The sequence below is a fragment of the Klebsiella sp. B345 genome, assembly GCF_051131735.1.
Lineage (GTDB): Bacteria > Pseudomonadota > Gammaproteobacteria > Enterobacterales > Enterobacteriaceae > Klebsiella.
Genome location: NZ_CP180443.1, coordinates 3,979,466 through 4,004,831, shown reverse-complemented (window position 1 = coordinate 4,004,831; position 25,366 = coordinate 3,979,466). Strand labels below are relative to the sequence as shown.

25 protein-coding genes are annotated in these 25,366 nt (G+C 54.4%); 11 read left to right on the top strand and 14 right to left on the bottom strand.

The annotated features are described in order from the left end of the window. Positions 1–5: 5 nt before the first annotated feature. Genes ACMYSO_RS18805 through ACMYSO_RS18770 form a run of 8 tightly spaced genes read left to right on the top strand, consistent with a single transcriptional unit; the run spans position 6 to position 8,255 of the window. A complete protein-coding gene (locus ACMYSO_RS18805) occupies positions 6–1,223 on the top strand; it encodes a lipopolysaccharide biosynthesis protein (protein ID WP_434666712.1) in 1,218 nt (405 codons plus the stop codon). After that, positions 1,214–2,587 carry a capsular biosynthesis protein gene (locus ACMYSO_RS18800; protein ID WP_434666709.1) on the top strand — a complete coding sequence of 458 codons (1,374 nt, stop codon included), beginning with the start codon at positions 1,214–1,216 and terminating at the stop codon, positions 2,585–2,587. The genes ACMYSO_RS18805 and ACMYSO_RS18800 overlap by 10 nt, the downstream gene beginning before the upstream one ends. A 1-nt stretch (position 2,588) precedes the next feature. Further along, complete coding sequence (locus ACMYSO_RS18795) at positions 2,589–3,614, top strand: glycosyltransferase (RefSeq protein ID WP_434666706.1); 1,026 nt, start codon at positions 2,589–2,591, stop codon at positions 3,612–3,614. Further along, entirely contained in the window at positions 3,595–4,809 is a 1,215-nt protein-coding gene (locus ACMYSO_RS18790; protein WP_434666703.1) for a glycosyltransferase family 4 protein, read from the top strand. Before ACMYSO_RS18795 ends, ACMYSO_RS18790 begins: the two co-directional genes overlap by 20 nt. Next, entirely contained in the window at positions 4,806–5,915 is a 1,110-nt protein-coding gene (locus ACMYSO_RS18785; RefSeq protein WP_434666700.1) for a glycosyltransferase family 4 protein, read from the top strand. Before ACMYSO_RS18790 ends, ACMYSO_RS18785 begins: the two co-directional genes overlap by 4 nt. A 2-nt stretch (positions 5,916–5,917) precedes the next feature. Further along, a complete protein-coding gene (locus ACMYSO_RS18780; protein ID WP_434666697.1) occupies positions 5,918–6,325 on the top strand; it encodes a hypothetical protein in 408 nt (135 codons plus the stop codon). 26 nt (positions 6,326–6,351) lie between these two features. Then, on the top strand, positions 6,352–7,746 hold the full coding sequence (locus ACMYSO_RS18775) for a DUF4832 domain-containing protein (RefSeq protein WP_434670840.1): 1,395 nt from the start codon (positions 6,352–6,354) through the stop codon (positions 7,744–7,746). 2 nt (positions 7,747–7,748) lie between these two features. Next, positions 7,749–8,255, top strand: coding sequence for a serine acetyltransferase (locus tag ACMYSO_RS18770; protein WP_434666694.1), 507 nt, complete (start codon positions 7,749–7,751; stop codon positions 8,253–8,255). Positions 8,256–8,335: 80 nt separating this feature from the next. On the opposite strand, the gene crl is transcribed toward ACMYSO_RS18770, so the two are convergent. From crl to gpt, 3 genes are all read right to left on the bottom strand, one after another. Beyond that, a complete protein-coding gene (gene crl / locus ACMYSO_RS18765; protein ID WP_123755572.1) occupies positions 8,336–8,734 on the bottom strand; it encodes a sigma factor-binding protein Crl in 399 nt (132 codons plus the stop codon). A 57-nt stretch (positions 8,735–8,791) separates the two neighbouring features. Continuing rightward, on the bottom strand, positions 8,792–10,036 hold the full coding sequence (frsA, locus tag ACMYSO_RS18760) for an esterase FrsA (RefSeq protein WP_434666691.1): 1,245 nt from the start codon (positions 10,034–10,036) through the stop codon (positions 8,792–8,794). A 106-nt stretch (positions 10,037–10,142) separates the two neighbouring features. Next, positions 10,143–10,601: a xanthine phosphoribosyltransferase gene (gpt, locus tag ACMYSO_RS18755; RefSeq protein ID WP_004858267.1), complete on the bottom strand. Its 459-nt coding sequence runs from the start codon at positions 10,599–10,601 to the stop codon at positions 10,143–10,145. A 257-nt stretch (positions 10,602–10,858) separates the two neighbouring features. Between gpt and pepD the strand changes: the two genes are divergently transcribed. Next, a complete protein-coding gene (gene pepD, locus ACMYSO_RS18750) occupies positions 10,859–12,316 on the top strand; it encodes a cytosol nonspecific dipeptidase (RefSeq protein WP_123755570.1) in 1,458 nt (485 codons plus the stop codon). Positions 12,317–12,350: 34 nt separating this feature from the next. On the opposite strand, the gene ACMYSO_RS18745 is transcribed toward pepD, so the two are convergent. From ACMYSO_RS18745 to ACMYSO_RS18705, 9 genes are all read right to left on the bottom strand, one after another. Then, entirely contained in the window at positions 12,351–12,806 is a 456-nt protein-coding gene (locus ACMYSO_RS18745; RefSeq protein WP_434666688.1) for a GNAT family N-acetyltransferase, read from the bottom strand. Positions 12,807–12,808: 2 nt separating this feature from the next. Next, positions 12,809–13,864: a DNA polymerase IV gene (dinB, locus tag ACMYSO_RS18740; RefSeq protein ID WP_434666685.1), complete on the bottom strand. Its 1,056-nt coding sequence runs from the start codon at positions 13,862–13,864 to the stop codon at positions 12,809–12,811. 134 nt (positions 13,865–13,998) lie between these two features. Continuing rightward, the gene (gene nqrM, locus ACMYSO_RS18735) at positions 13,999–14,214 is read right to left on the bottom strand and encodes a (Na+)-NQR maturation NqrM (protein WP_434670839.1); all 216 of its coding nucleotides are present in this window, start codon (positions 14,212–14,214) and stop codon (positions 13,999–14,001) included. A gap of 2 nt (positions 14,215–14,216) precedes the next feature. Then, positions 14,217–15,440: an NADH:ubiquinone reductase (Na(+)-transporting) subunit F gene (gene nqrF / locus ACMYSO_RS18730; RefSeq protein ID WP_123755566.1), complete on the bottom strand. Its 1,224-nt coding sequence runs from the start codon at positions 15,438–15,440 to the stop codon at positions 14,217–14,219. An 11-nt stretch (positions 15,441–15,451) separates the two neighbouring features. Beyond that, complete coding sequence (gene nqrE / locus ACMYSO_RS18725) at positions 15,452–16,048, bottom strand: NADH:ubiquinone reductase (Na(+)-transporting) subunit E (RefSeq protein ID WP_123755565.1); 597 nt, start codon at positions 16,046–16,048, stop codon at positions 15,452–15,454. Positions 16,049–16,054: 6 nt separating this feature from the next. Continuing rightward, the gene (locus ACMYSO_RS18720; protein ID WP_123755564.1) at positions 16,055–16,693 is read right to left on the bottom strand and encodes an NADH:ubiquinone reductase (Na(+)-transporting) subunit D; all 639 of its coding nucleotides are present in this window, start codon (positions 16,691–16,693) and stop codon (positions 16,055–16,057) included. Then, a complete protein-coding gene (locus ACMYSO_RS18715; protein WP_434666682.1) occupies positions 16,686–17,480 on the bottom strand; it encodes a Na(+)-translocating NADH-quinone reductase subunit C in 795 nt (264 codons plus the stop codon). The genes ACMYSO_RS18720 and ACMYSO_RS18715 overlap by 8 nt, the downstream gene beginning before the upstream one ends. Then, positions 17,473–18,711: an NADH:ubiquinone reductase (Na(+)-transporting) subunit B gene (locus ACMYSO_RS18710; protein ID WP_434670838.1), complete on the bottom strand. Its 1,239-nt coding sequence runs from the start codon at positions 18,709–18,711 to the stop codon at positions 17,473–17,475. Before ACMYSO_RS18710 ends, ACMYSO_RS18715 begins: the two co-directional genes overlap by 8 nt. A 3-nt stretch (positions 18,712–18,714) precedes the next feature. Continuing rightward, on the bottom strand, positions 18,715–20,058 hold the full coding sequence (locus tag ACMYSO_RS18705; RefSeq protein WP_434666678.1) for a Na(+)-translocating NADH-quinone reductase subunit A: 1,344 nt from the start codon (positions 20,056–20,058) through the stop codon (positions 18,715–18,717). Between the two features lie 412 nt (positions 20,059–20,470). Between ACMYSO_RS18705 and dpaA the strand changes: the two genes are divergently transcribed. Beyond that, positions 20,471–21,211: a peptidoglycan meso-diaminopimelic acid protein amidase gene (dpaA, locus tag ACMYSO_RS18700; protein WP_434666676.1), complete on the top strand. Its 741-nt coding sequence runs from the start codon at positions 20,471–20,473 to the stop codon at positions 21,209–21,211. Here dpaA and ACMYSO_RS18695 read toward each other — a convergent pair. Together ACMYSO_RS18695 and lpcA are read right to left on the bottom strand one after the other, a co-directional pair. Next, positions 21,182–21,949: a class II glutamine amidotransferase gene (locus ACMYSO_RS18695; protein ID WP_123755558.1), complete on the bottom strand. Its 768-nt coding sequence runs from the start codon at positions 21,947–21,949 to the stop codon at positions 21,182–21,184. The genes dpaA and ACMYSO_RS18695 overlap by 30 nt on opposite strands. A 127-nt stretch (positions 21,950–22,076) precedes the next feature. Further along, positions 22,077–22,658, bottom strand: coding sequence for a D-sedoheptulose 7-phosphate isomerase (gene lpcA, locus ACMYSO_RS18690; protein WP_395037547.1), 582 nt, complete (start codon positions 22,656–22,658; stop codon positions 22,077–22,079). A 237-nt stretch (positions 22,659–22,895) separates the two neighbouring features. Between lpcA and fadE the strand changes: the two genes are divergently transcribed. Beyond that, positions 22,896–25,340, top strand: a complete 2,445-nt coding sequence (gene fadE / locus ACMYSO_RS18685; protein WP_434666672.1) for an acyl-CoA dehydrogenase FadE — start codon at positions 22,896–22,898, stop codon at positions 25,338–25,340. The last annotated feature ends 26 nt before the right edge of the window (positions 25,341–25,366 follow it).

Genomic DNA, 25,366 nt, shown 5'->3' with positions numbered 1-25,366 from the left:
AGCTTATGAATTTAATTAAAAGCATCTCATCAATCGCCAGCTCTTCGGTCCTGTCCCAACTGATCGGCGCCTTTTCCGTGTGGCTGATTTCCCATCGCTACGGTATGGCGGAGGTAGGTCACTACGCGATGATTTATAGCAATGTACTGATCGGCGCACAGGTCTGTACCTTTGCATCACAGCTGTTGATCCCCCGTCAGGAAGATCATGAACTGGGTCAAAACGTGGTGTTTTGCCTGCTGCAAAGCCTGGTGATGGCGGTGCCGTGGGCGGTGGTTACCGGGTTGATTTTTGACCTGAATATTGCCTTTCTCTATCTGATGACACTGGGTTATGCGCTGGTATTAATAGCCGAGAACCTCTCGCTGCGTGGCGGAAACTATCAGTTTCTGACCTTTCAGCGTATCGCGGTTTCGCTAGTGGTGGCGATTGCCCTGCTGGTCATGCCCAATACCACGCTGTTCTATCTGGCATGGATGATCGGCATTCTGCTGCTGCTCGGCGCCTGTCTGCTGCGTTTATTTAACTTCAAAACGCTGACGCTGGCGCATTTCTCCCCGGCGATGAATTGTCGTTTTCTTCGTGAGCACTGGCAGCATATCAGCCGGGTGGGGAGCGCAGAAGTTCTGGCAATGGCCAGCAATAACCTGCCCACCATGCTGATCAACGTCTGGTTTTCACCGCTGGTTGCCGGCTATTTTTCGGTGGTCAGTCGCTTCTGTCTGTCACCGGTGATGATCATTGGCAATGCGGTACGCAACTCCATTTTCTCAAAGTGGTCAATGGACTTCCGCAATAATACCTTTAACTATCAAGAGTATAAAAAGGTACGTTTACTGTTAATTGCCGCGGCCATGGTTTGTATCATCGGGATCTGGATTTTCTACCCACTGGTTATGCGCCTGGGCTTCAGCCAGGAATGGCTCAACTCCATTCCAACCTCACGCTATATGCTGCCCTATCTGTTTGCGGCGCTGGCAGTCAGCCCCTTGACCGTCATCGAGCTGATTTTTGGTTCAAAGCGCTACTTCCTGCGGATCCAGCTGGAGCAGTTGCTGATTATCGGCATTGCCTTTGTGGCCATGCCCAAAATGGGCGTGAGCTATGAAATTTCGCTGCTGACCTTTTCGGTGCTCACCAGCTTACGGTACCTGTTTATCCTGCTGAAAATGAATGCCAGGGCGAAAAAACTCTCCCTGCAGGAGCAGAACGCATGCAACTAAATACCGGCCGCTATCTGGAAGCGTTTGCCCTGACGACTATCGTCTTCTGCGGCACGGTTCAGTATTTCACCGGTATCGCGGCCGTGCTGTGGCTACCCTTTTTTATGGTGCTGATCATGGTGGTGCTGCTGCTGATGCAGAGCCATCCGCAGCCCCTGATGTTAAGTACACGTGAAAAGGTAGTACTCGCACTCTATCTGACGTTTATTTTCCTGAGCCTTGCGTCAACCGTGCTGCAGTCCGGTATCGTGACCACTATCGTGGGCTTTAAGAACGAGCTCGCCCTGTCGCTAGTAATGTTCTGCATGTTGCTCGGCATGTTCCGCGAATCGCAGCTGCACCGGTTAACCCAGCTATTCTACTGGCTGTTTTACGTTCAGTTCCCAATAGCTATCTATCAGGTGCTGTTTGTGGTGCCAAAACGCGTCGCCATACGCGGCGAAGATGAAAAGTGGGATTCGGTTGTGGGCACTTTCGGAGGCGATCCGATGGGGGGAGGGAATACCGCCGCCATGGGGATGTTCTGCCTGCTGATCATGCTGTTAAAGGTGTCAGAATTTAAACACGGCATCTGCTCGTTTAAATCCATGGTCATTCATATCGTGCTCGCTTTTGTGCTCTGCGTGATTGGTGAAGTTAAATTCGTCATTCTACTCTCGCCTTTCCTGCTGGCTCTCCTGTGGATCATGCCAGGTTATGTCAGCGGCGTCAGTAAAGTCAGCCTGCGCTCGCTGTTGATTATCGCCGTGGGAATGGTGGTACTGATTTTTGCCGCGATCACGATTCTGGCTGCCAACTATTCTTCAGCATTTGGCGGCGACCCGACAAAAAGTGCGTTGTCGGTGTTTATCGACTCCCTTGGCTATATTTTTGACACTAACTACATTATGGATACCGGCGAGCTTGGGCGCTTTACCACCCTGTTTTTCTGGATGCAGCACAATGAGCTGTTTGGTCCCGGTGGAATGCTGTTCGGTTATGGTCTGAATGCCACCAACAGCGGCAGTACCGTCTCTCCTGGCTATATCGGTGCCTGGTTCCATTTAATTCTCGATTCCACCGCATTAAGCATGCTGCTTTGGGAAGTCGGGATCATTGGCGTCGTACTATTTATTGCCATGATATCGTCGATTCTTATCTCAATGAGGCCAAAAGAGACATTTTCTCGCAGTGAGCTGAAACGAGAAGATATACAACTGCTTAGTTCAGCACCGGCATTTTATGTCTTTGTCATCGGGTGTTTGCTCAGTCTCCCCTATAGCCAGATCCTGATGATTATTCCCATGCTACAGTTTTTATTATGGCTGGCCCTTGGGGCGCTGATTGTCATCCACCGCTCTGTCCGTTTGAATTCCGGTACCTAATATGAATAAAACTCCTTCGATTACCGTTAGCATTAAGACCCTGAATGAAGCACAGGGAATTGAAAAAACGATCGACAGTGTGCGTAAGCAATTACAGCCCTATCCTCACCAGATTATCGTGGCGGATAGCCTCTCCAGCGATAACACACGCGAACTGGCAGTCGCCAAAGACGCGATGGTCGTGTGCCTGGATAACGCCAAAGACCGCTGCTGCGGGATAGGCCACCAACTGGGCTGGCTCTATAGCGAAGGGGATTATCTGCTGCTGCTGGATGGTGATATGGAGCTGGAGCCGGGTTTCCTCGATACGGCTGTCGCTTTTCTTGAAGCCCATCCGGAATATGCCGGGGTGGCGGGCAGCGTAGAAATGGATGATGCTTCTAACTACGAATTTAAATCCCGTAAACAACGTCTGCATCTTATCTATCCGCAGGGTGACACCGACCATCTGGGCGGTGGCGGACTTTATCGTCGCGCGGCGATAGAAAAAATTGGTTATCTGACAAACCTCAATCTTCACGGCTATGAAGAGGCGGAATTAGGCATTCGCTTACAGGCTGCTGGTTATAAACTGCACCGTCTTGCGGCCCCCTATTTCAGCCATGCCTCTTACACCATGCCAACCTTCAAAATGCTCACCTATCGTTGGAAAAATGGCTTTTTATGGGCGCCGGGTGAGCTCCTGCGCAATTGCTGGGGCAAGGCACATTTCCCGGCGGCCTTCCGGATTGTCAGAAACGAACTGATATTTACCCTGTATCTCCTGTTTTTATTTGTCTGCCTTCTGTCATTGAATCTCAAACTGATCGCTATCGCGATCTTGCCCCTACTGGCATTTATTGCCCTGAAAGCGATTAAAAATAAATCATTGCGAGATGGCGTACAGAGCGTCATCAACTTATCGCTCTTTTCCGCAGGCCTGCTGCGTGGCGTGATTAATTCGGTCAAAGACCCGATGAAACGACCCGCGGTGACCGTGACTAATCCAAAGCATATCAAGACAGAAAATGAAAATATTATTCGTTAATAAGTTCTTCTTTATTAAAGGAGGAGCGGAAACCGTTTACTTTCAGGAGCGGGACGCCATGCTGCAATCTGGTTTTCAGGTTGTGGATTTCAGCATGCAGCACCCCGAGAACAAGCCCTCGCCCTGGGAGCCGTTTTTCGTACATAACGTAGATTATCATGGCAGTCACGGTCTGCTGGGTAAGATAAAAGCCGGCGTCGACTTTATTTATAATTCTGAAGCATGTGAAAAGCTCAATACCTTGTTGCTGCAGGAGCAACCGGACATTGTCCACTTCCACAATATCTATCATCAGCTCACGCCAGCGCTGATTGGCGTCGCCAAGCGTTTTGGCTGTAAAACCGTACTCACCGCACATGACTACAAAATCGTCTGTCCGTCCTACACCATGCTACGTGACGGACACGTATGCGATGATTGTATTACCGGTTCGGTGATGAATGCCTTCCGTCATCGCTGCCAGCAGGGTGACACTGGCAAAAGCCTGCTGCTCTCTCTGGAGGCCTACTGGCAGAAATTTGCCAAAAATTACGCCATGCTCGATTCCATCATCGCGCCCAGTGAATTTATGCGCCAGACCCTACTGCGTAAGTTACCCCACGCACGAATTGACGTCATCGTGAATGGCATTGATGCCAGCACGACAACGCCGGGCGAAACCGCAGGGGATTACTTTCTCTATATCGGCCGTTTGAGTCGTGAAAAAGGAGTCGCTACTCTGGCGCAAGCGCAACTGAAAATGCAGCAAACCATGCCGCTTAAAATTATCGGAGATGGCCCGTTAAATGATGATCTGCGCTCGCGTTTCAGCGGCCCGGAATTCCTCGGCTATATGCGCCATGGTGAGGCCCTCAACGATCTAATTCGAGGCGCCCGGGCGGTGATTGTCCCGTCGGAATATTATGAAAACTGTTCGATGTCGGTGCTGGAAGCCATGGCGTTTGGCCGCCCTGTCGTCGGCGGGAACATTGGCGGCATTCCAGAGCAGATCCGCGATGGCGTTGACGGCTACCTCTTTGAACCCGGAAATGCCGATGCGCTGGCGCAGATCATGGACACGCTGGCAGCAAACCCCCAGCAGGCCCGCGAAATGGGGATCAACTCCCGCCAGCGTTTACAGGATAAGTACGATCTTGCCCACCATATGCAGGTACTACAGGAACTCTATCAGCAGCTCGCGGGAGAACAACAATGAAGACCAACGTCACGGTTCTTGGCACGCGCGGTATTCCTGATGTTCAGGGGGGAGTAGAAACACATTGCCAGAATTTGTACCCGGAAATCTATCAGCAGAATCATGCAAACATCTGTGTCATCGCACGCTCGCCCTACGTTAGCTATCGTCAAAGCGAGTACAAAGGCGTCCGCCTGAAAAGCCTGTGGGCGCCAAAGAGCCGTAAATTCGAAGCAATTGTTCACTCTACACTGGCTGCTTTCAGCACCCTGTTTGACGGCTCAAACGTGGTCCATGTTCATGCCGTTGGACCAGGATTAGTAGTTCCGCTACTGCGTTTGCTGGGCAAACGCGTCGTCTTTACCCATCATGGCCCGGATTACGATCGCCAGAAATGGGGAAAAATGGCGAAAGAGATGCTGCGCCTTGGCGAAAAGTGGGCCGTCAAATATGCCAACGAAGTCATCGTTATTTCAGAAGTGATCAACAATCTGATCAAGACCAAATATGGTCGCGCCAACGCTAACGTCATTTATAACGGCGTACGTCAGTTGCCACTTCCGCCGCAAGAGGCAATGGCGGCGACGCTGGATAAGTACGGCCTGAAAGCGGGTCAGTACATTGTCACGGTAGCACGTTTTGTTGAAGAGAAAGGTCTTCATGATCTGATCGCCGCCTATGCAGCCGCGCAATGTCAGGTTCCGCTGGTGCTCATTGGTGATGCTGACCACCCCGATGAGTACAGCCAACGATTAAAGCAGCAGGCGGCCAACCAGCCCAATGTCATCATGACCGGTTTTATCAGCGGTGAGCCGCTTCAGACATTATTTTCACAAGCCGGGCTGTTCGTTCTGCCTTCATACCATGAAGGTCTGCCGATTGCCCTGCTGGAAGCCATGTCGTGGTCCCTGCCGGTGGTGGTCAGCGACATTCCTGCCAATATGGAGATTGCCCTGCCGTCCGATGTCTATTTCCCGGTAGGAAACGTTGCCGCCCTTGCGCAAAAACTGCAGGCCTGGCATGGCCCGGAAACCGTTGATTACAGCCAACTGATGCCAAAGTATCGCTGGCCAGAAATTGCCGCTGAAACCGCAAAAGTGTATCAGCGCCTAACCGATAAGGCTTGATAGTGCCGAAACCTACATCAGAACTGGTCGTCGATCGCTTCTATGCCTCGCTCGATGCGGAGGTAGAAGCCTCACTCACACCGGAACAAAAACGAGGCATAGAGCAAGCGCTGGTCCGGGCGACACTCGCCTCCCGACATCGGATTGATTTTCGGCGGAGCTTTCCTTTTTTTCATCGCCGCTACTTTGTGGTTTTCTTGTTTGGGCGGGATCTGCGCAAGCATTCTCGGGACGGAGCGCTCGGCCGCTTCTTCTCGACACTGGCGATTATGGCCGCCCTGCTGTTATGCATTTTATCCGTACTGCTTGCACTTTACATGCTCAAGTCCGCGCTTGGCATTGACGTCTTCAAGAACTTCCATGTCGGTATCTGGACATGGTTTGTTAACCTTCATGACAAAGTGAACTAATGATGGCTGCTGCTTATTTCCGCGCGATGCCTGTCCTGGCGACGTTCCTTGTCTCCAGTTTAGTGTCCTCATTTTCCGCATGGGCAGAACGAATCGTCATCACCCCGCCCGTCTTCAATGGGATCTTAACCAACCCGGGTATGGGCGTAGCCAGTTTTCACGACGGCTACGGGCAGAAACCAACGCCGGAGGAATACCCTGACACCGGCATTGAGTACGATCGTTTCTACTGGAGTGACCTGGAACCTCAGGAAGGTGTTTATCAGTTTGACGCTATCGAACATGCGTTCTCCACCGCGCAGCACCATCAGCCGGAAATGAACGTTGGCCTGCGCGTGATGGTGCTTGATGAACCGCAATCGGGTTCGAAAATACCGGACTGGCTGATAGCAAAAGGCATAAAAGGCCAGTGGGTCGAAAACGGTAAAACCTTTGTGCCGGATCTGAGCGATCCCGTTTTTATCGCCTACGCCCAAAAGCTGCTAAACGCCATGGGCACTCGCTATGATGGTAATCCGGAGCTGGCGTTTATCGATATCGGTATCGTGGGTTCCTGGGGGGAATGGCATAACTCCAATTTTGGCGAGCTGCAGCCGTTGATGGAGAAATACACCCCGGCGCAGCTCAATCGCTATGTCGATATGCACTTCACCAGCTTTCCCAAAACGCCCAAAATTATGCTTATCAGCGGCGGGGAATCCCTGGCCTACGCCAGCCGAAAAGGCGCAGGATGGCGTGCCGACTGCTGGGGTGACTGGCATAACTTTACTCCAGACTGGAGCCACATGCGCGACGATTACCCTGCGCGTCTTGCTGACGCTCAGGCTGCCTTCCCTGGATTTAACACCCGCTGGCACCATGCCCCGGTCAGCCTTGAGATTTGTGGCTATCTGAACGAATGGCAAAGTGTGCAGCACTACACCCGTGAACAGGTTCAGGCAACATTTGACTGGGCTATAGCGCAGCATGCCAGTACGTTAAACCTGAAATCGCGCCCGGTTCCCGCTGAATACCGAGATATTCTCGACCGCGCCTTATTGCATATTGGCTATCGCTATCGCGTCAGCCAACTTCAATTTGAAAATTCCGTGCGATCAGGCCAGCCGATTATCGTGGATGCCACCTGGCAGAATGATGGGGTGGCACCGGTTTATCTGCCCTGGCTGATACAATGGCGGCTCGTTAATGCCCATGGCGATGTCGTTGCCCGGAAAGGCACCCAGGATGATGTTCGTCAGTGGCTGCCCGGCAGCCATCAGAGCCATTTCTCTTTTGACATGCCCGCCGCCCTTCCCGCGGGGAAATATCAGTTGGAGGTCGCCTTAACCGACCATCAGGGCACGCCACGCATTCGCCTCGCGAATGAAGGCCGAAAAGCGGATGGTTGGTATCCAATGGCTTCATTTAACATTAAGGAATAACTATGTTTGAATCCATCCGGCAGGTACGTCAGGAAATCAAGCACACCGGCGGAATGAAAGCCAAAATTGCCATTCTGCTTTATCGTCTGGCTACGCTCTATCGCAGCCGTAATCCACTCTACAAGCTGTGCGCCATCCCCTTTGTCATCCTGAACAAAACCATCAACGAATGTCTGTTTTGTGTCGAAATCCCCTGGCAAACGCGTATCGGCTATGGATTAAAGCTTTTTCATCCCCACTGCATCGTCATTAACCGGGGCACGGTAATCGGCAACAACTGCATTCTGCGTCAGGGGGTCACTATCGGGAGCGTTACCGATAGCCATGGCCAGGAAGGCGCCAGCCCGCAAATTGGCGATAATGTGGAATTTGGTGCACATGCCATCGTGATCGGTGCTGTCACGCTTGGCAATAATGTGAAAGTGGGGGCCGGCACGGTTGTCACCAAAGATCTGACGGACTGCATGATTGCCGTTGGTCAGCCACCCCGCATCATTAACATGAGCTAAACATCACCTGCCAGGTAGGGTGAGCGAATAAAAAAATCCACGCTACATAGCGTGGATTTTTTCATGGAACCGTTAGCGCGTCAGGCACGGAGTCTGAGAGGTTCGCTCACGTCGTCGGCGGCTTCCAGCTTCAGGCTGAATGTCACCAGTAATGCTTTAGCCCGGTCGTGGAAATCAAGCAGCGTCTTCTCAAGCTTCTCTTTAACTTCAGGATCGTCGATCGCCTCCGGCCGCCAGACCCCTTCTTTATCGAACAAGCCAAACTGATAGCTGTAGGTGAAGCGCGATGCCTGTGCTTCCATCTCCATCCACCATCCCCAGAACTCGCGTTTCTCCGGCGCCGGTTTTACATTGACGCAGACTGCCAGGCAATCGAAAAAGAAGCGGTTGTCTTCACACTGCTCTTCGCGAATATAAGGGCCAAGAGCCGTGAATTTCTTAATCAGCTTACTCTTCAGGTGTCCACTTGGTAACGTCATTGCGATCTCCTTTAGTGATGCAACTGTTTTACCAAATCAATAAAATTTAGCAATATATTAACTAAATCTATCGCTGATCCACCGGGAGATCTGCTGAAGAGCGCGATCGAAATTGTGATAAACGGGCTTGAATGGAATCTCAAGCAGTTTGCCATCAACCGAAGACGACGTAATTAAACGCGATTCCTCTTCCGGGCTGAACGGATCGTTTTTCCAGAAGCCGGACAGCATCGGGGTTGGGCAGCGGCGCCCAAGCAGTCCCTGAGTTTTTAGCGAATAGCGGTTCAGCTCTACGCGCAAGGCCTCATCAGACGCATCGTGCATTCCCAGTCGCGATGCCAGGACGTCCAGATACATTTCCGGCACCCGCCCCTGACGTAGCGGATCCACCAGCAAGCTGTGTACCACCGGGCCAAGGCAAGCCACCGCCTTCAAACGCTGAGGCTCCAGATAGCCCAGGCGGACGGCGACGTTGGCGCCAAAACGAAAACCAAACGCCGCCACCCGGGTATGATCGACCCATGGCACGTTCGGTAGATATTTCAGCACATGCTGATGTAACAGGCTGGTGTCCTGGGTCAGTTTCCATTTTGACGAGAAGCCAATTGAAGGCATATCCAACGTCAGCATGGCGATCCCCAGCGGCGCAAAATACTTCTCATACAGGCTGTAGTAGTCGGTCTGAAGCGCATCCAGCCCACCGCACATCAGAACCACCGGATACGGCCCCTCACCTTTCGGCATATGCAGGAAGCCGGTCACCGGCGCACCGCCGGGCACAGGAAACTCCAGCTCACGCATCTCGCCCGGCAGGCGAAGCACCGCCTCTTCATAAGCGCGATTGGCCAGTGCCTGGGCCTGCTCGGCCAGCTCATCACCTTTAATATGCGGGTAGGCAGCAATACTGTAGAGGTTCGACGCATGAAGCCAGTGGCGCCCGCTGAGGAGCGGATCGGCCTCCTGACTGGCGGCCTGCTGCCAAATCATCGCCTGCTTCGCCCACTCGAAGATCCAGTTCCCGCCGCGATAGCCGACGACGGTATCGTAAAGGTCGGGATCGGTACGCTCTGCATCGCTCATCACAATGCGCGCCTGCACATCGAGGATCTCCTGAGGAGTAACGCCGCGCCAGATCCACATCAGGCGGTTGATCAGACGATACCAGTGATCAACATTGGCGCCATCAAGTGCGGACTGGATCGGCTGCTGCGAGCCCGAGGCAAACCGGCGCACCAGCGTAGAAGTTTCTGGATGTTTGAATCGTGGTTTAAACAGCGTTTCACTAAGGTTAGCTTGTGACATGTGCAGTCTCCATCGTGTTGCCACTCTGGTCATTGTAACCTGCATACGGCGAAAAAAAACCACGCCCGGCATAACCGGGCGTGGTAATTAGCATTTCGTTTGGAAATTAACGACCAGAAATCGGCGGTACGAACACCACGCCCATATCCCACGGTTGTTCAATCCAGGTATCCTGCGGAATATCAACAACATAATCATCAACCAGCGGGCGGCCAGCCGGTTTAGCGAAAATGGTGACAAAGTGAGCTTTTGGATACATTTCGCGAATGGCAACAGCGGTACCACCGGTGTCAACCAGGTCATCAATAACGATGAAGCCTTCACCATCACCTTCAGCGCGTTTCAGAACGGTCAGTTCGCGCTGGTTGTCGTGGTCGTAGCTGGAGATGCAAACGGTATCAACATGACGAATACCCAGTTCACGCGCCAGTAATGCGCCTGGTACCAGACCACCACGGCTGACGGCAATAATCCCTTTCCATTGTTCAGAAGGCATCAGACGATTGGCCAGTTTGCGGGCGTGAATCTGTAACATGTCCCAGGTGACGACGTATTTTTCGCTCATGTGAAGTGTCCCAGCCTGTGTAATACGGCTTAAATGATGTTCGAGGGGGAAAATGGTTGCGCGAGATTATAGAGATCTGACGCGCTAAAAACCAGTGTTAAGCGGCATTCGCGACGCTTTTTGCGCGGTTTACACTACCAGTCGCCGTGGAAAGTGGTATTCTCAACCCCACTGCGCAAGCCTGCGCTTGTTGTGCTTTTTATTGCTAACCCTCGACCTGTAAAAGATTTTTGCAGGCGATCGTAAGGAGACTCATCGTGTCTGAATTGTCTCAATTATCCCCGCAACCGCTATGGGATATTTTTGCCAAAATCTGCTCCATTCCCCATCCGTCCTATCACGAAGAACAACTCGCTGAACACATCATGGGCTGGGCAAAAGAAAAAGGCTTACACGCAGAACGCGACCAGGTTGGCAACATTCTGATTCGTAAGGCCGCCACTGCCGGGATGGAAAACCGTAAACCGGTGGTCCTGCAGGCGCACCTCGATATGGTGCCGCAGAAAAACAACGATACCGTTCACGACTTCACCAAAGATCCTATCCAGCCGTACATCGACGGCGAGTGGGTCAAAGCGCGCGGCACCACTCTGGGCGCGGATAACGGCATCGGTATGGCATCCGCGTTAGCGGTACTGGCTGATGACAGTGTGGTCCACGGCCCGCTGGAAGTGCTGCTGACCATGACCGAAGAAGCCGGCATGGATGGCGCGTTTGGTCTGCAGGCTAACTGGCTGCAGGCAGACATCCTGATCAATACCGACTCTGAAGAAGAGGGCGAAATCTATATGGGTTGCGCCGGCGGTATCGACTTTACGTCGAACCTGGCCCTGACCCGTGAAGCAATTCCTGCAGGTTTCCAGAGCTTCAAGCTGACCTTAAAAGGGCTGAAAGGCGGCCACTCCGGTGGTGAAATTCACGTCGGCCTGGGCAATGCCAACAAGCTGCTGGCCCGCTTCCTGGCCGGTCATGCGCAAGAGCTGGACCTGCGCCTGGTGGATTTCAACGGCGGTACGCTGCGTAACGCCATTCCGCGTGAAGCTTTCGCCACCCTCGCCGTGGCGGCTGACCAGGTGCAGCACCTGACCGCGCTGGTGAATACCTACCAGGATATCCTGAAAAATGAGCTGGCAGCGAAAGAGAAGAACCTGGTGCTGCTGCTGGATGCGGTCACCAACGATAAAGCCGCGCTGACGGCGGCGTCCCGCGATGGCTTTGTCCGTCTGCTGAACGCCACGCCAAACGGCGTTATCCGTAATTCCGACGTGGCCAAAGGGGTGGTAGAAACCTCTCTGAACGTCGGCGTCGTAACCATGACCGATGACAATGTCGAGATCCACTGCCTGATCCGCTCGCTGATCGACAGCGGCAAAGACTATGTCGTCAGCATGCTGGATTCACTGGGTAAACTGGCCGGTGCCAAAACCCAGGCGAAAGGCGCCTACCCTGGCTGGCAGCCGGATGCTAACTCACCGGTGATGCATCTGGTGCGTGAAACCTACCAGCGCCTGTTTAACAAAACCCCGAACATCCAGATTATCCACGCGGGGCTGGAATGCGGTCTGTTCAAAAAACCGTACCCGGAAATGGACATGGTCTCTATCGGGCCAACCATTACCGGTCCGCACTCCCCGGATGAGCAGGTGCATATCGAAAGCGTGGGCCAGTACTGGACGCTGCTGACGGAACTGCTGAAAGCGATTCCGGCAAAATAAGTTTTACCTGCATCAACCTCGCCCGGATGAAGGCTTATCCGGGCGACCTCACCTTCTCCATTCGATAGTTAATCAACGTCTCGCCGCGCACGCTCACCTGCTGCTGTTGCACTACCCTGAATCCATGTCGCTCAAAAAACGGTTTGGCCGTGATGCTCGCCTCCACCGTCAGCGTACCGGACGGGATCTGCGCAGAGAGTGTCTCGAGTAACCGGCTGGCAATGCCCTGACGGCTATGGTCCGGGGAAACGAACAGTAAATCGATATAGTGGCCCACGGCGGTAATAAACCCTACCGGCTGCTGGTCAAGCAGCGCCACCCATATCTGAGACTGCGCCATTTTTTGCCGCCAGCGCGCCTCATCCACCTGCGCCCAGGCGGCAATCTGCGGTGGGGAATAATCCTGGCTGGCGGTCTGTTGAATTGCCCGTAGAAACAGGGCGCACAGCGCCGCAAAGTCGTTTTCCTGATACAGCCCGATCGTCAGCATCGTTATAACCCTAATACCAGCTGTCGCTCGAGCTGCGGGTCAAGCAACGTGACGTGTAATCCCACCAGCCTGACCCCGCGGCCGCCCCGCCGCTCATGCCAGGCTTTATGGGCCGTTAAAATCAGATCGTCCTTGTTCAGCCGCGGCCAGACATGCTCCTGAGTGGTCAGCTGAAAATCATTAAATTTCAGCTTCACCCCCTGACGGGCAATCAGCAGGTCTGGTTTAACCTTCACCAGCCGCCGCTCCAGCTCCTGGTAGAGGTTTTCGATGATCGCTTCGCAGTCGGTCCACTCATGAATGTCCTCCATCAGGGTGCGCTCAACACCAATCGATTTACGCTGCCGGGAATTGTTGATCTCGCGCTCGTCGATCCCCTGACTGCGCTCCCACAGGATACGGCCAAGTTTGCCAAAGCGCTGGAGCAACATGGCCAGGTCGCTTTTCTGGACGTCTTCGCAGGTACGTAGCCCCATGCCTTCCAGCTTCGCGGCCGAGACCTTGCCCACCCCGGGGATCTTCGCCAGCGGCAGCGTGCGCACAAATTCCGCGACCTGATGTGGCGCAATCACAAACTGGCCGTTGGGCTTATTCATGTCGGAGGCAATCTTGGCTAAAAATTTGACCGGGGCAATCCCGGCGGAGGCGGTCAGTTGAAGTTCGTCGAAAATGGTCTGGCGGATCTCTTCAGCCATCAACGTGGCCGATCCCTGACAGCGAGGGCTGTCACTGACGTCGAGATAGGCTTCATCCAGCGACAACGGTTCAATCAGCGAAGTGTAGCGTGAGAATATTTCACGAATATGCGATGACGCGGCCTTGTAGGCATCAAAGCGGCCGGGCAGCAGAGTCAGATGCGGGCACAGTTTGAGAGCCATAGCGGTAGGCATGGCGCTACGCACGCCAAATTTACGCGCCGGATAGTTGGCCGTACTGATAACGCCGCGCTGTACCCGACTGCCGCCGATGGCGATCGGGATATCCCGTAGCGCCGGGTTGTCACGCATCTCGACCGCCGCAAAGAAGCAGTCCATATCGACATGAATGATTTTACGCATAGTGAGCCCCCACTTACCACTGGACAAGTATACAGCATAAATAAGGTCTATGAGAAGTGTACGGGGATCGCGCTGACAGAAAGAAAATGCCCGGCATCGCCATGCGCTACCGGGCATCAGGAAGAAAGAGACGCTTAGAGAATACGGTTTTGCTGGTGTTGCGCCTCGCGGGCCAGGCGTTTTTTACGCGCATCGCACGGCTCAGGGCAATCACACACCTTTTCGATTCCCAACGCAGTGATACCGCCACAGCTGCCCTGGATGCTTTTACGCTTGATCAGATACCCCAGAGACATCCCGAGGACCACCAGCGCGAAAATCACAAAGGTCGCCACAAACGCCGTCAACATCATCAACCTCCAAAATCATCCAGCATGATGTTTTCATCTTCAACGCCAAGATCTTTCAGCATCTTGATCACCGCGGCATTCATCACCGGCGGCCCGCACATATAAAACTCACAGTCTTCCGGGGCCGGGTGATCGCGCAGGTAGTTTTCATACAATACATTGTGAATAAAGCCGGTATGGCCGTTCCAGTTGTCTTCCGGCAGCGGGTCGGACAAGGCCACGTGGAAGGTGAAGTTCGGATTCTCACGGGCCAGCTGTTCAAACTCGTCGTCGTAGAACATTTCACGCAGCGAACGCGCACCGTACCAGAAGCTGATTTTACGCTTACTGTGCAGCCGTTTCAGTTGGTCGAAAATATGCGAACGCATCGGCGCCATACCCGCACCACCGCCGATAAAGACCATTTCAGCGTCGGTGTCTTTGGCAAAGAATTCGCCAAACGGCCCGGAAATCGTCACCTTATCACCGGCTTTCAGCGACCAGATATACGAAGACATAATCCCCGGCGGGGCGTCCGGCACCTTCGGCGGCGGCGTGGCAATACGCACGTTAAGCATAATAATGCCTTTCTCATCCGGGTAGTTCGCCATGGAGTAGGCGCGCAGCGTCGGCTCTTTGACGTCGGAAACGTAGCGGAACAGGTTGAATTTATCCCAGTCAGAACGGTACTCGTCCGGCACATCGAAGTCCGCGTAGGCCACTTTGTGCGACGGGCACTCAATCTGGATATAGCCACCGGCACGGAACGGAACGGCTTCGCCATCCGGCACCCGCAACTTGAGCTCCTTAATGAAAGTTGCTTTGTTATCATTCGAGATAACTTCACACTCCCATTTTTTCACCCCGAAGATCTCTTCCGGCAGCTCGATCTTCATGTTTTGTTTTACCGCGACCTGGCAGGCCAGACGGCAGCCCTCTTTCGCCTCACGCTTGGTAATGTGGGACAGCTCGGTGGGCAGGATATCGCCGCCGCCCTCTTTTATCGTGACCCGACACTGGCCACAGGAACCGCCGCCGCCGCAGGCCGAAGAGACGAAGATGCCGTTGCTGGACAGCGTGTTCAGCAGCTTATCGCCCGCCGGGGTGCGGATCTGTTTATCCGCTTCATTGTTGATTTCAATGACCACATCACCGGCGTTGACCAGCTTCGATCGCGCCACCAGGATCAGCCCCGACAACACCAGCACGATCAGCGTGAACATCACGACGCCAAGAATAATTTCCATACTTTCCGCCCTTATAGCTGCACACCGGAGAATGACATAAAGCCCAGCGCCATCAGACCCGTGGTAATAAAGGTGATCCCTAACCCGCGCAGACCGGCGGGCACATTTGCGTACTTCATTTTTTCACGAATGCCCGCCATCGCGACAATGGCCAGCATCCAGCCGATGCCGGAACCGAAGCCGTAGACGATGGATTCAGGGAAGTTGTAGTCACGCTGTACCATAAAGGAGACGCCGCCGAAGATGGCGCAGTTTACGGCGATCAGCGGCAAGAAGATCCCCAGCGCGTTGTACAACGCCGGGAAATACTTATCGAGGATCATCTCCAGAATCTGCACCAGCGCGGCGATAACGCCGATGAAGGTGATAAAGTTCAGGAAGCTGAGATCAACACCGTCCGCCAGCGCGCCGTCGCGCAGCACCAGGTTGTAGACCAGATTGTTGATCGGTACCGCCAGCCCCAGCACCACCGTGACGGCAACGCCCAGGCCAAACGCCGTAGAGACCTTTTTCGACACCGCAAGGAAGGTACACATCCCGAGGAAGAAGGCCAACGCCATATTCTCAACAAACACGGCGCGAACAAACAGGCTAATGTAATGAGCCATAATCGGTTACTCCTTTTCCTGCTGTTCAGGCTTCCAGCTACGCAGCGCCCAGATCAGCAGACCGATAATGAAAAACGCGCTCGGCGCCAGCAAAAACAGCCCGTTTGGCTGATACCAGCCCCCGTTCTGTACCGTTTCCAGCACGGTGATACCAAACAACTTGCCGCTGCCGATAAGCTCACGCAGGAAGCCAACAATCATCAGGATCGCGCCATAGCCCAGGCCGTTGCCGATACCGTCCATAAAGCTGGCCATCGGCGGCGACTTCATGGCATAGGCTTCCGCACGCCCCATCACGATACAGTTGGTGATGATCAGCCCAACAAATACCGACAGCTGTTTGGAGATCTCGTAGGCAAAAGCGCGCAGCAGCTGATCGACCACAATAACCAGCGAGGCAATAATGGCCATCTGTACAATGATGCGCACGCTGTTGGGAATATGGTGGCGGATCATGGAGATAAACATGCTGGAGAACGCCGTTACCAGCGTCACCGCGATGGTCATTACAAATGCGGTCTCAAGTTTAGTGGTCACCGCCAGTGCGGAACAGACGCCCAGCACCTGCAATGCAATCGGGTTATTCGCGACGAGCGGCCCAACCAGCACCCGCTTCATCTCTTTCATTTCGCCCTGTTCAGCCATTATTCAGCCCCCCCTCACGAACCTTTTTCAGGAACGGGCCAAAACCCATTTCGCCCATCCAGAAATCAAAGCTATGCTGCACGCCATTTGAGGTCAGCGTCGCACCGGACAACCCGTCAACGGCGTGAATATCACCCGCTCGAGCTCCGCCCTTCACCACTTTCAGCGCAGGGTGACCATTGTCATCCAGCACCTGCTTGCCGACAAACTGCTGGCGCCAGTTCGGGTTTTCGACTTCCCCCCCGAGACCCGGCGTTTCGCCCTGATCGTAATAGGTGATGCCTTTTACCGTGCGGCCATCGGTGTCCATCGCCACAAAAGCGTACATCATCGACCACAGACCGTTACCGTAGACAGGGAGCACCACTTCCTGAACCTGCTGCTTTTCATCACGCACCAGGTAAATTTCCGCCAGATTGCTGCGGCGCTTAATCCCTGCCGGATCCTGGCTGGCATCAAGCGCGATACTCTGTTCCGGGTCTTTCAGCGCCTGCGACTGATTAAATTTACCTGGGTCCTGATCCAGCAGGTCGCCGGTGGTTAAATTCACCAACCGCGGGGAGATTCGGGCGGCAAAAACGGCAGCCACCTCATCCGGGGTCATGTCCGGTTTCATCAGCCCGGAGACCGCCAGAATGTTGCGTTGTTTATCCAGCGCGCGCTGCTCCTGCTGACGCGACTTCAGGCCAACCGCAGATCCGGCAACCACAATAGAGCAGACCAGGCAAAGCACCAGCACCACCAGCAGCGTTTTGCCGATGCTATCGTTACTTTTTTTCTCAGCCACGCGATTTCCTCCGCTTAATATTGGCCTGCACCACCAGGTAATCAAACAGCGGCGCAAAGAGGTTGGCGAAGAGGATCGCCAGCATCATCCCTTCTGGATAGGCCGGGTTGACCACGCGGATCAGCACGCACATCACGCCGATCAGCAGGCCATAACTCCATTTCCCTTTATCAGTAAATGACGCGGACACCGGGTCCGTCGCCATAAACATCATGCCGAAGGCGAAACCGCCCAGCACCAGGTGCCAGTACCACGGCATGGAAAACATCGGGTTCGTGGACGAGCCAATGAAATTAAACAGCGTCGCCGTGGCGATCATGCCAATCATGACCCCGGCGACGATGCGCCAGGAGGCGATGCGCCCGAAAATGATAATCGCCCCGCCGATCAGGATCATCAGCGTCGAGACTTCACCGATAGAGCCGGGAATATTGCCCAGGAAAGCATCCATCCAGCTTACAGGTTGGCCGCTGGTGACATTCACTAACGCCTCGCCGCCGCCGCTCGCCCACTGGGACAGCGGTGTCGCACCGGAGAAGCCATCCGCCGCGGTCCACACCAGGTCACCAGATATTTGCGCCGGATAGGCGAAGAACAGGAACGCACGCCCCGCCAGCGCCGGGTTGAGGAAGTTACGCCCGGTACCGCCGAAAATTTCCTTAGCGATGACCACACCGAAGGTTATCCCCAGCGCCGCCTGCCACAGCGGCAAGGTTGGTGGAACAATCAGGGCGAACAGAATCGAAGTGACGAAGAAGCCTTCGTTGATCTCGTGCTTGCGCACGATAGCAAACAGCACCTCCCAGAACCCACCGACCAGGAACACCGTGATATAGACCGGGAGGAAGAACACCGCGCCCAGCGTCATCATGCTGAGCCAGCCCGCGTCTGCGCTGAAGCTTACCCCCAGCCACTGGGCCACGCTGTAGTGCCAGTTGCCGGCGATAACCTGCTGCAGCTGTTCTGCCCCATACAGTTTGTCCAGCGCCGGAATGGTTTGCAGACCGACGTTGTACATTCCCCAGAACATGGCCGGGAACACCGCAAACCAGACCAGAATCATCATGCGTTTGAGGTCGATGGCATCGCGGACGTGCGCCGCGCCCCGGGTCACCTGACCTGGGGTATAGAACAGCGTCGCCGTCGCTTCGAACAGCGGGTAGTATTTTTCCAGCTTACCGCCATGTGTAAAGTGCGGCTCAATTTTGTCGAACAGTTGCTTCAAGCCCATCACTTATCCTTCCTGCTCAATCTGGGTTAACACGCTACGCAGCGCCGGGCCATACTCATACTTGCCGGGACAGACGTAAGTGCACAGTGCCAGATCTTCTTCATCCAGCTCCAGGCAGCCCAACGCCTGCGCGCTGTCGGTATCACCCGCCAGCAGGTCACGCAGCAATATGGTGGGCAGAATATCCAGCGGCATGACTCGCTCATAGTTGCCAATCGGCACCATGGAGCGCTCGCCACCGTTGGTATCGGTCGAGAAGTTGAACAGCTTATGCTTGAGGAAATGGCCAAGCGTGGTGCGGGTAATCGAGAATTTGTCTTTGCCTGGCATCACCCAGCCAAACAGCTCTTTTTCTCGGCCCTCTTTGACCACGCTCACCTGCAGGTGGAAGCGTCCAAGGAACGCATGCGGCCCCTGTGCGCGGGTCCCGCTCAGAACAGAGCCTGAAATAACACGGTTCTCGCCGTCGAGCAGCTCACCGGCCAGCAGTTCATCCAGGCTCACGCCGCAGCAGGTTTTTATCAGCCGCGGCTCTTTGACCTGTGGGCCGCCAAGCGCAATCACCCGCTCGCTGGAGAGCTCTCCTTCGAGGAACAGCCGGCCAATGGCGATCGTATCCTGATAATTCAGGTGCCAGACCTGCTTTGTCAGGCTGACTGGCTCAAGGAAATGGATATGGGTGCCAGCCAGCCCCGCAGGATGCGGCCCAGCGAACTGGTTAAAGGTCACCTGCCCCGAGCGGTGGCCGCCAAGCTTGCCGCCGCTAGCCTGGCAAACATGCACTTTGCCGTCCGTCAGACTCGCCAGCAGGGTGAGGCCGGCGTCGAAGGCTTCGCGCTGGGCGAAAATGATCGGCTGAGGATCGGCGGCCAGCGGGTTGGTATCGATGGCGGTAACGAATATCGCCGCCGGAACGCTGTCCGGTGCCGGGGTTTTACTGAACGGACGCGTCCGCAATGCGGTCCACATCCCTGAGGTCAGTAGTTGATGCTGCACCGTTTCCCGCGACAGTCCGGCAAGATCTTCAGGCGCATAACGAGGGAACTGAACGGCATCGTCGCCGTCAACATCAATCACAATGGATTGCAGAACCCGGCGTTCGCCGCGATGGATGGCGCTAATGACGCCAGCCGCTGGCGCGGTAAAGCAGACTCCGGGATTCTTTTTGTCCTCGAACAGCGTCTGCCCTTTTTGCACCCGGTCACCTTCACGGACGGCTAATGAGGGGCGCATGCCGACGTACTCTTCGCCCAACAGCGCGACGCGTTTAACCGCAACCTGAGAAGTTATCTGCTGTGATGGCATGCCAGCTATGGGCAAAGTCAGCCCTTTCGTGATTTTAATCATATCGTTAGCAGGTATCCGTAACCTAAACCCCGGTATCAGACCGAGGCCAGCAACATTGATGGGAAATCAGAGAAATAAGGAGAAGCGTGGTCCTGGAGATTCACCAGACGGGAGAGAAGCATCCTTTCTTACCCTGATCGTTAAGCAGGGCAAGTGTAACATTTCATACGTACCCGCTGTAGATAAACTGTGACAGCGTAGCGACAAAATGAGACCTGTTGCGCAAAGTTCTGACTGCGCTTTCATCAGGGATTGGTTATAAAGGAGAACTAAATTGTAAAAGCAGCAACGCTGCGCTTGCGAAAAACTGCCGTGATGCTAATGTGAGCGCTCTAAATCCAGACAAGTCTGATTTCGGGTCTCTCTTGCCGTCCTGGCAATATTGTTTTTGGTTTATCAAGGAACATGCAGTATGCGCAAAATCGCATTGTTTATTGCGATGCTTCTGTTGCCGTGCGTTTCATTTGCTGGGTTACTCAGCAATGGTGGCTCGACGACGCCGGTTAGCAAAGAATATAAGCAACAATTGATAGGTTCCCCGGTTTACATCGAAATCTTCAAAGAAGAGCGCATGCTCGATCTTTACGTCAAAATGGGCGAAACCTACCAGCTCCTCGACAGCTACCGAATCTGCAACTATTCCGGTGGTCTTGGGCCGAAGCAGCGTCAGGGTGACTTCAAAAGTCCTGAGGGGTTTTACAACATCACACGTGGCCAGCTCAAACCGGATAGCCGGTTCTATAAAGCGATTAATATCGGCTTCCCGAATGCTTACGATCGCGCGCATGGTTATGAAGGCAAGTACCTGATGATTCACGGTGCCTGTGTATCAGTGGGTTGCTATGCCATGACCGATGACGGTATTGATGAGATTTTCCAGTTTGTCACCGGCGCTTTAGTGTTTGGCCAGTCAAACGTCCAGGTCAGCATTTATCCTTTCCGCATGACCAACGCCAATATGGAACGCCATAAATACTCTTACTTTGCAGATTTCTGGAAACAGCTGAAGCCAGGCTACGACTATTTCCAGCAAACCCGCAAACCACCGGTTATCTCGGTGATGGATGGCCGTTACGTGGTGAGCAAACCGCTTAGCCATGAAGTTATCCAGCCGCAGCTGGCATCAAACTACACGGTCCCCCAGGCAAAATAACGCCCACTCGCCTGGCATGATCTTATTCCAGGTCTCATTGCCGGTCAGCGGCTGAGTCGCGATAACAGAGACCACATCGTTCGGTGTGGTCTCTCGCTGAAAATCGATTTCGACATCCTGATCCAGCAGCGTTGCCACGCCAAACGGCGCGCGTCGCGTAATCCAGTACAGGTTCGTTGAGCAGAACGCCATCACGTAACGCCCATCCGACAGCAGCATATTGAATACGCCTTTTTCCCGCAGCGTTCCCGCCAGCGTGGCGATATAACTGAATGCCTCAACCATGTCATCCGGCGTCCCCGAATAACGCTCAGTCAGGCAGTGCAGTAACCAGCAAAACGCTTTTTCGCTATCGGTTTCCCCCACGGGTTGAAGGTTGCCCGTTTCCAGGGATTCATAACCTTCTAACTGGCCGTTATGCGCATAGGTCCAGTTGCGGCCCCACAGTTCACGGGTAAAGGGATGGGTATTTTCCAGCGCGACAATCCCGCGGTTTGCCTGACGAATATGGGCAATCACCGAGCATGATTTGATGGGATAGTCTTGCACCAGTTTCGCGATGGGTGACTGGAAGCTTGGCTGAGGATCTTTGAATGTACGACAGCCTTTACCTTCATAGAAGGTGATACCCCAGCCATCTTTATGCGGGCCGGTGCCGCCACCGCGCTGGACCAGCCCGGTAAAGCTAAAACAAATATCTGTGGGCACATTCGCGCTCATCCCGAGCAATTCGCACATACATCACCTCATACCACGCAGCTTACACACAAAAGGGCGGGTTCTCTCCATCTGAATGCGGCCAGGCTTGTTGCCCGTTAGCTGCCAACAGCGCTGCCCGCAAGAGCATGGCGAACCCACTCGCCTTTTAAGCTTTAACCATCTCTTTTTCGATCAGCATGATCAGAATATGGATCACTTTGATGTGAATTTCCTGAATGCGATCGGCATAACCAAAATGCGGTACGCGGATTTCAACATCGGCGGACCCTGCCATTTTGCCACCGTCTTTACCCGTTAGGGTAATGACTTTCATCCCCTGCGCACGGGCGGCTTCAATGGCCTTAATCACGTTGCCGGAGTTACCAGAAGTAGAGATCCCCAGCAGCACGTCGCCGGTGCGACCCACGGACTCGACGTAGCGGGAGAAAACGTACTCATAGCCAAAATCGTTACTGACACAGGACAGGTGGCTTACGTCTGAAATCGCAATCGCTGGGTAGCCAGGGCGATTCTCACGATAGCGCCCGGTCAGTTCTTCCGCAAAGTGCATCGCATCGCAGTGGGAACCGCCGTTACCGCAAGAAAGGACTTTACCGCCGGCCTTAAAGCTATCTGCCAGCAGTACCGCAGCACGCTGAATCGCGTGGATATTAGCGTCATCCTGCAGAAAGTTAGCCAGCGTTTCCGCAGCTTCGTTCAGTTCGTTACGAATAAGATCCTGGTACATGAGGATAATCCTTCAGTATGAGTGGAATAACCCTGGCAGTGTACCGGATAGCCGGCGAGGCGAGAAGCAGCAGGCAGCGTTATCCACCGCGCTTTTGATTTTACGTGCCGCTTTTACGAACAACAATGTGAGCGAGGTTGTAATTATTTTGTAAACACATTGCTAAAGAGAATCACATCCACTACAACCATATCATCACAAGTGGTCAGACCTCCTACAAGACAGGGGCATTTCTCTATGATGATTTTGAGTATTGTTGCAACCGTTGTTCTGCTCGGTGCGCTGTTCTACCACCGGGTCAATCTCCTGCTGAGCAGTGCGATTTTGCTTGCCTGGACCGCGGCGCTCAGCGTTGCCGGCCTGTGGAATATCTGGCTGCTGTTGCCGCTGGCGATTATTCTGCTGCCGTTTAACTTTGCGCCAATGCGCAAATCACTGTTCTCGGCGCCGGCATTCCGGGCGTTCCGCAAGGTCATGCCGCCGATGTCACGGACCGAAAAAGAAGCCATCGATGCCGGGACCACCTGGTGGGAAGGCGACCTGTTCCGCGGCACGCCGGACTGGCAGAAGCTACACAACTATCCGCAGCCGCGTCTGACCGCTGAAGAGCAAGCGTTCATTGATGGCCCGGTCGAAGAAGCCTGCCGCATGGCGAACGACTTCGAAATCACCCACGAGCTGGCCGACTTACCGCCGGAACTGTGGGCCTATCTGAAAGAGCATCGTTTCTTTGCGATGATCATTAAAAAAGAGTACGGCGGCCTGGAATTCTCGGCTTACGCGCAGTCTCGCGTGCTGCAAAAGCTCTCCGGTGTTTCCGGCATTCTGGCGATTACCGTCGGCGTACCGAACTCCTTAGGCCCGGGCGAACTGCTGCAACATTATGGTACCGACGAGCAGAAAAACCATTATCTGCCGCGTCTGGCACGTGGTCAGGAAATTCCGTGCTTTGCTCTCACCAGCCCGGAAGCGGGTTCTGATGCCGGCGCCATCCCGGATACCGGTGTGGTCTGCATGGGTGAATGGCAAGGCGAGCAGGTGCTGGGTATGCGCCTGAGCTGGAACAAACGCTATATCACCCTCGCCCCTATTGCCACCGTGCTCGGGCTGGCGTTTAAACTTTCTGACCCGGACCGTCTGCTTGGCGGTGAAGAGGAGCTGGGCATCACCTGCGCCCTGATCCCAACCACCACCCCAGGTGTTGAAATTGGCCGTCGCCACTTCCCGCTGAACGTCCCGTTCCAGAACGGTCCTACGCAGGGTAAAGACATTTTCGTCCCTATCGATTACATCATCGGCGGTCCAACCATGGCCGGTCAGGGCTGGCGGATGCTGGTCGAATGCCTGTCCGTAGGACGCGGCATCACCCTGCCGTCCAACGCCACCGGCGGGCTGAAATCCGTCGCGATGGCGACCGGGGCCTATGCCCACATTCGTCGCCAGTTCAAAATTTCCATCGGCAAAATGGAAGGCATTGAAGAGCCTCTGGCACGTATTGCCGGTAACGCCTACGTCATGGATGCCGCTGCATCTCTGATTACTTACGGCATTATGCTTGGCGAAAAACCAGCAGTCCTGTCGGCTATCGTGAAATATCACTGTACCCACCGTGGACAGCGCTCGATCATCGACGCGATGGATATCACCGGCGGGAAAGGCATTATGCTCGGCGAAGGTAACTTCCTGGCGCGTGCCTATCAGGGGGCGCCGATCGCCATCACCGTGGAAGGGGCCAACATTCTGACCCGCAGCATGATGATCTTCGGCCAGGGGGCGATTCGTTGCCATCCGTACGTGCTGGATGAAATGGCCGCCGCGCAGAACAATGATGTGACGGCTTTCGACAAGCTGCTGTTTAAGCACATCGGCCATGTTGGTAGCAATAAAGTCCGTAGTTTCTGGCTGGGGCTGACCCGCGGGCGCACCAGCAGTACCCCGACTCGCGACACCACACGCCGTTACTACCAGCACATGAACCGTCTGAGCGCGAACCTGGCGCTGCTGTCCGACGTCTCCATGGCGGTTCTTGGCGGCAGTCTGAAACGTCGTGAACGTATTTCTGCCCGCCTGGGCGACGTTCTGAGCCAGCTCTATCTCGCCTCGGCAGTGCTGAAACGCTATGACGATGAAGGACGCAATGAAGCCGACCTCCCGCTGGTCCATTGGGGCGTTCAGGATGCACTGTATCAGGCAGAACAGGCCATTGATGAACTGCTGAAGAACTTCCCGAATCGTCTGGTGGCTGGCGCCCTGCGCCTCGCAATCTTCCCGACCGGTCGTCACTATCAGGCGCCGTCCGATAAGCTGGACCATAAGGTAGCAAAAATTCTGCAGGAGCCGAGCGCCACGCGTTCTCGCATCGGTCGTGGTCAGTACCTGACGCCGGACGAGCACAACCCGGTTGGTCTGCTGGAAGCCGCGCTGCTGGATGTGATGGCTGCCGATCCAATTCATCAGCGCATCTGCAAAGAGCTGGGTAAAAACCTGCCGTTTACCCGTCTCGATGAGCTGGCCCGCAACGCGCTGGCCAAAGGGTTAATCGATCAGGACGAAGCCAATACCCTGACTCGTGCGGAAACCAGCCGTCTGCGCAGCATTAACGTTGACGATTTCGCCCCTGAGGAGTTAGCCACCAGGCCGGTAAAGCGGCCAGAGAAGTTCCGTAAGATTGAAGCAGCATAAAATAAGACGCTAACCACATCACGAGC